Genomic DNA, 6569 nt, shown 5'->3' with positions numbered 1-6569 from the left:
GGGGTGGGTGCGGGGGGCCCCGGTACCGCACGTACAACCCCCCCCCCCACACCGGCAGGGTGGCCTGATGACCTCCGACTGGGCCGCCTGGCACGCCCACTACGACGATCCCGACAGCTCGTTGTCCCAGCGGCTGGCCGAGGTGCGCAGGCAGATCGCGGTCGCGCTCGATCGGGCGGCCCCGGGGCCGATCTCCCTGCTGTCGCTGTGCGCGGGCGACGGCCGGGACGTGCTGCCGGTGCTGGCCGCCCACCGGCGCGGCCCGGACGTGCACGGCCGCCTGGTCGAACTCGATCCCGCGCTGTCCGCGGCGGCCCGCGCGGCGGCCCCACCGTCGGTCGAGGTCGTACGGGGCGACGCCGGCACCACCGCCGCGGCGGCCGGTGCGGCACCGGCCGACCTGCTGCTGCTCTGCGGGATCTTCGGCAACATCCCGGACGACGACATCGCCCGCACGGTCGCCGCGGTCCCGGCGCTGCTCGCTCCCGGCGGCACGGTGATCTGGACGCGCGGCACGTCCGCCCCGGACATCACGCCGCGGCTGCGCGGCTGGTTCGCCGACGCCGGGGTGGTGGAGACCGCGTTCGTCACCGGGACCCGCACCGGCCGGCCGGTGCGAGTCGGCGGGTGGTCGGTCGGTGCCGGCGTCCTGCGCGGCCCGGCGGCGCCCTTCGTCCCCGACCGACGCCTGTTCGCCTTCGTGTCGTGAGCGGGGATCCGCGACGGGCGCGGACCGCCGCTCACGACCTCACTCGTCGACGCCGTAGAGGCGGGCCCAGTTGGCCCGGCTGGTGAGCCGGCCCATCTCGGCGCGGTAGGCCTGGGCGGCCGCGGGACCCTCGGCGAGGAAGCGGCGGAACACCCGGGCCCCCTCCCGGGCCAGGCCGAGCGCGGTCTCGCGGTCGCGCGTGCGCACCCGGAAGCCCTGCTCGGACATGTCGGTGACGATGGCGCGCTCGAACGTCGACACGTGCCACCAGTGGGCGTCGCCCGCCGGGACGAAGCCCGTCGGGCGGACCGCCTTGCCCAGCGCCAGGTAGGCGGCCCGCTTGAGCCAGGTGAGCCGCTCGCTGCCGGGCTCGTTCGCGGCCAGCACGACGGTGGCCTCGCGGAAGTCCGGCGCGTACTCGGGCAGCTCCGACATCGGGTGCATCACGGTCTCGGCGTAGGCGGCGCGCACCTTGCGGATCTCCGCGGCCGCCGCGGCCGACCCGTCACGCAGCGCGTCGGGCCCCAGCAGGAAGTCCTCGACGGCCTTGATCAGCGTCGCGGCCAGGCCGTAGTTCATCGCCACCAGGTACTGGGCCAGCAGCTGCCCGAGCCGGCGCAGGATCCGCCGGGTCGAGAACCCGGTGTGCAGCGCGGCGGTGATCAGGCCGTTGCGCATGTTGAAGTACCGGTGCCACTCGTCCCAGTCCTTCCAGCCGAAGTCGGCGTGCCAGACGCCGGCGCCGGGCAGGGCGACCGTGGGGATCCCGTGCGCACGGGCCCGGTAGCCGTACTCGATGTCGTCCCACTGGAAGAACAGCGGCAGCGGGTAGCCGATGCGGGCGACGACCTCGGCCGGGATCAGGCACGACCACCAGCCGTTGTACTCGGTGTCGACCCGGCGCTCCTGGTTGGTCGGCAGCATCCGCTCGTCCAGCCCGAGCAGGTACGCCTCCTTGAGCGCGCCCGGCATCGGCATGCCCACCGTGAGCAGCTCGGGGTCGGCGTACTCGGCGGAGATGTGCAGGTGCGCCGGGTGCAGCAGGTTGAGCATCTGGCCGCCGACGATCATCGGCTGGGCGGTGCTCGCGGCGAAGCCGGTCAACCGGACCAGGATCTCCGGCTCCAGCAGCACGTCGTCGTCCATCAGCAGCACGTCGCGGTGCTCGGAGCGCTCACCGGCGGTGGCGTCGAACAGGCCGCGGGTGAAACCGCCCGCCCCGCCCAGGTTGGGCTGGCGCACGTAGCGCAGCCGCTCGCCCAGCGCCGCCGACACCTCGGCGAAGCGCGGGCGGGACTCCAGGGGGTCGCTGCCCTGGTCGACGACCTGGACGGTGCCGATGCGCGAGAGCGCGTCCGGGTCGTCGGCCATGGCCTGCAGCGTGTTCAGGCAGTCGTCGACCCGGTTGAACGTGCAGATGACCAGGTCGGTGCGCGGCACCGGGCGCCCGGTGGCGACGGTCCACCGCACGTCGGATGCGGTGAGCTCGCCCTCCTCGGTGCTCAGCTCGATCCACATGCCGCCGCCGTCGATGAAGCGGTCGATCGGGGCGACCAGCCGCACGGTCGTGCGCTCGCCGTCGATGTCGCGCGCCGCGGCGATCCGCCACACCTTGTTGGTGTCCGAGGCCATCAGCCGGATGCGCCCGGTGCCGCTGAGCACCGCGGTGACCTCCACCTCGGGCACCGTCGTCCAGCGGTGCCAGTAGGTGGCGTGGAAGCGCCCGAAGTAGGTGTTCGTGCTGACCCTGGTGCCCGGCGTCAGGTGCACCCGCTCGCGCTCGCGGCGCGCGATGCCCTGCTCGACCACCGAGTACAGGTCCTCGGGGACCGTGGGCATCGGACCGAAGAACAACCCGCGCTGCACCACCAGCCGCGTCGGTGACCCGGCGGCGGCGACCTCCGGGTGCGGTTCCGCCGCCGAGGACGGGCTGTCCGACGTGGTCTCCGGTGTGCGCAGCATGCGGGGCGACATCCTCCGGTCGGTGGTGTGGGCGTCGCGAGCATTGTGCGGGCTGCGCGAACCGGGCCCGGGGCCGGGGTGCGGCGGTCGAGGCCCGGCGCGTGAGGCGGTGGGGACAGCTGATCAGCCGACCGGGTCGAGCCCCGGCACCCGGGCGTGCCCGTCGCGGTGCCAGCCGCTCACGGTGCGCTCGGTGACGGTCGGGCGCGGCGTCGACAGCTGCTCGATCGGCGTCCACCGGTACACCTGCACGGCGTCGCGCAGCGGGGCGCCGGCCAGGTAGGTCGCCATCCGCTGCTCGGTCACCAGCAGCCGCGGCGCGGCGAACGGGCCGCCGAAGCCGGGCGAGTAGGTGATCCCGGCCGCCGGGTCGGCCGCGGGTGGGCCGACCCGCCACTGCGGCAGCTCCGCCGTGCCGTCGGGCAGCGCGGCCGGCCGCACGCACGGGAACAGGAAGGCCACCGGCCAGTCCAGGACGGCCGGGACGCCGGCGGGCAGCAGGTCGGTCATCGGGGTGAGCCGGGGGACCCGGGGCAGCGACACGACCGCCGGGGTGCGCGGGCCCGCGGTGGGCGCGTCGACCACCAGCCGGACGGCGTCGGCGCCGGGCGGGGCGAGCTCGCGGTGGTCGCGCGGCTCGGCGTCGTCGATGGCGACGCCGCGCCGCTCGACCGCGTCGCCGGTCCGGAACTCCAGGGACAGGCCGTCGCCGGGGCGCGTGGTGCCCGACGTGGTGACCACGACCGGGAGCCGCCCGTCGCGCTGCTGCGGGTCGAGGGTGAACCAGGCCGAGGTCATCCGGCCGGCGACCGTCGTCCCCGGCACGAGCGCGCCGCCGACGTCCACCGGCAGCGTCCGCGGGGCGGGCACGGCGCCGTCCTCGGTGGGCAGCAGCCCGGCCGCGGGGTCGGTCTCCACCGACAGCACCCGCTGCAGGCCGCACGGCTCGCCGCGGACGGTGGCCAGCGCGTCGGAGGCGAGGGTGTAGCTGTCGCGGTGGCCCGCGGCGATCCGGGCGAAGCTGCCGACCTGCAGCGCGAGCACCCCGACCAGGACCAGGACGACGAGCGGCACCGGCCCCGGCGCCCACCGCCCCACGGCGTCCGGGTCGGGCCGATCACGACCGGCCGGGGCGGAGCGCCGCCACGCCGACCGGGCCAGCAGCACCGCGACCAGCAGCCCACCGGCCACCGCCGCGATCGTGGCCAGCGGGACGTCCGCGACCTGCGGCGGGAGGGTGCTGAACGTCGGGGTGAACCAGTCGCCGGCGAACGGCCAGAGGTTGTAGCCGGCCAGCACCAGCGAGCACACGGCGGTGGCCGCGGCGAGCCCTCCGGCCAGGGCGGTGACCCTCGGCCGGACCAGTCGCGCCGACCACGCCGCCGCACCCAGCACCAGCACGGCGGTGCCGTAGCCCGCGACGTCGCCGAAGTGCTGGGTCCACTTCGTCGGGCTGAGCGCCATCACGGCCAGCATCACCAGGAACCCGGCGGCCAGCCTGCCGGCCGGCCCGGCCGCGATCCCGGTGCCCCGGCGGCGCAGCGCCCCCAGCACGCCGACCGCGGCCAGCAGCGTGACCAGCACGGCCGCCCGGCGCCCGATCGAGCCCTGGAACGACGCCGGCTCCAGCAGCGTCGAGTACCGCTCGTACTCCTCGTACCACTCCAGGCCGCCGCCGATGACCGTGCGCACCCGGGTGGCCTCCAGCATCCCGGCCAGGCTCTGGTCGGACACCATCAGCAGCACCGCCGAGGCCGGCGCGGCCACCAGCACGACCAGCAACGGCCATGGCCGCAGGTCCGCGACACGGGCCCGCAGCACCCGCAGCACCGGCACGGCCGCCACCAGGAACGGCACGAACGCCATCAGCCCGCCGGGCGTGACCGCGGTGGTCGCCCCGGCGACGACCAACCCGACGGCCAGCGCCAGCAGCTTGCGCGTGGCGACCGCGCGCTCGACCGCCAGGAACACCCCCAGCGCCCCGACGGCCACCCACGGCTCCGGGCGCAGCCCGACGTTCAGCGGCACCCACCAGCTCAGCAGGCCCAGCGCCGCGGCCCACGGCACCCAGCGGCGGGCGGCGAACCGGCCCAGCCGCGGCAGCACCAGCCGCGACAGCAGCGCCCAGCACAGCAGCCCGAGCAGCACCGACGGCAGCCGCATCCACGCCGTCGACGGCGAGATCAGCGACCAGCCGTGGTAGAGGTCGTAGAACCAGCTGAACGGCGCCTCGGGGGCGTTGAGCCAGCGGTAGACGTTGCCGACGAAGCCGTTGTCGCCGCGCCCGCGCACGATCCCGGCGATGTAGCCGTCGTCCACGGTGATCGCCCCGACCACCCACCAGACGCCCAGCACCGCGGTGACGACCAGGTCGGTCGGCCGCGGGAGCCACCAGCGCCGGGGCAGCAGCCGCACCCGCGGCGTCACCGCCCGGTCGGCGGCGCGCACGGCCACCAGCATCCCGAGCAGCGCCAGCACCGCCACGACCGCCAGCGCCGCCTTGACCGGGGAGATCGTGGTCTGGAACCGGGTGTCGGCGGTGAGCCGCAGCGCGACGCCCTCGGGCAGGTCGCTGAAGGCGCCGGCCACGTCAGGGCGGACGTCGCCGCCGCGGGTGAGCGCGGGCTCGCCGTCGACCAGCACGGCGGTGCGGGTGGGGTCGGAGACGACGCTCAGCGCGCACTCCCCGGCAGGCAGCGCCACCTCGCCCAGCTCGACGCCCGCGCTGCTGACGCGCAGCCCGCCGCCCGCGGCCGGCCCCGTCGGCGGCCGGGCCGGTTCGGACCCCGGCACCGGACCGGTGCCGGTGAGCCGCAGGCCCTGAAGCGGCTCGGCCGCCGGGCCGGGGGTGAGCGGCACGGTCGAGAGCACCGCGCCGTCACCCGCTCCCCGCACCGCTGAGCAGCTCGTGTCGACGGCCAGCTCGACCGGCTGGTAGGGCATCAGCGGGATCGCGGCCGGCCCGTCGCCCGCCGACCACGCGTAGACCACCTCGGGCTGCTGCACCGGCGCGAGCGGGAACGCCACCGACGCCAACGCGGCGACCAGCCCGAGGACGAGCACCAGCCGCCGGGCCCCGCGGGCGGGGCCGCCTGCGGGCGGGACGGACCGGTCGTCCGGCTCGGGACGGGTCGCCGAGCTGGCGGGCGAGAGCACCGCGCCACCCTAAGCGGGCTGGAGCGGGGTCGATCCGCCCCCTCAGCCCTCCTCGCAGAGGCAGTGGGTCCTCGCAGAGGCGGTGGGGTCCTCGCAGAGGCAGTGGGGTCCTCGCAGATGCTGTGCCCCCTGCGACGACACCCCTGGCGCTGCGAGGACCCGGAACCCTGGCTGTACTCCCAAATTTGGGAGTACAGTGGTCTCATGTCTGGGAGTACTTGGGTGGACCTGATGCTGCACCCGGTCCGGCTGCGCATCGTCGGCGAGTTCTCCGGCCGCGAGCGCAGCCCGGGCCAGCTCGCGGCCGCACTGCCCGACGTCCCGCACAGCTCGCTCTACCGCCACATCGCCCAGCTCGTCGGTGGCGGCGTGCTCGAGGTCGTCGCCGAGCGCCCGACCGGGGGGCCCGCCGAGCGGGTGTACCGGGTCGCGGCCGGGGCCGACCGGCTGCCCGCCGAGCACCTCGACGGCCTGTCCGCCGACGAGCAGCGGCGGTACTTCTCCGTCTTCGTCGCGTCCCTGCTCGACAGCCTGAGCGCCTACGCGGCCTCCCCGGGGGCCCGGCCCAGCGCCGACGGGCTGTCCTACAACCGCGCCGTCGTGCACCTGTCCGACGAGGAGCGCGCCCAGTTCAGCGCGCGGCTGGCCGAGGTCGTGGGCGACATGCTCGCCCTCGCCCCCGCCGCGCACCGGCGCCCCTTCCACATCGCGTCCAGCGTTATCCCCGGCCCGAGGAGCTGAC

4 protein-coding genes are annotated in these 6569 nt (G+C 75.9%); 2 read left to right on the top strand and 2 right to left on the bottom strand.

The window, feature by feature from the left end:
* Positions 1 to 67: 67 nt before the first annotated feature.
* Positions 68 to 709: a hypothetical protein gene (locus tag KDL28_RS23070; protein WP_252441562.1), complete on the top strand. Its 642-nt coding sequence runs from the start codon at positions 68 to 70 to the stop codon at positions 707 to 709.
* Between the two features lie 39 nt (positions 710 to 748).
* On the opposite strand, the gene KDL28_RS23065 is transcribed toward KDL28_RS23070, so the two are convergent.
* Together KDL28_RS23065 and KDL28_RS23060 are read right to left on the bottom strand one after the other, a co-directional pair.
* A complete protein-coding gene (locus KDL28_RS23065) occupies positions 749 to 2671 on the bottom strand; it encodes a glycosyltransferase (RefSeq protein ID WP_252441561.1) in 1923 nt (640 codons plus the stop codon).
* 123 nt (positions 2672 to 2794) lie between these two features.
* Entirely contained in the window at positions 2795 to 5827 is a 3033-nt protein-coding gene (locus tag KDL28_RS23060; protein ID WP_252441560.1) for an arabinosyltransferase domain-containing protein, read from the bottom strand.
* A gap of 204 nt (positions 5828 to 6031) precedes the next feature.
* Between KDL28_RS23060 and KDL28_RS23055 the strand changes: the two genes are divergently transcribed.
* Positions 6032 to 6568, top strand: coding sequence for a helix-turn-helix domain-containing protein (locus KDL28_RS23055; RefSeq protein WP_252441559.1), 537 nt, complete (start codon positions 6032 to 6034; stop codon positions 6566 to 6568).
* Position 6569: the final 1 nt, after the last annotated feature.

This window comes from Pseudonocardia humida, from assembly GCF_023898865.1.
GTDB classification, from domain to species: domain Bacteria; phylum Actinomycetota; class Actinomycetes; order Mycobacteriales; family Pseudonocardiaceae; genus Pseudonocardia; species Pseudonocardia humida.
This window is presented reverse-complemented; position numbering and strand designations above follow the sequence as displayed.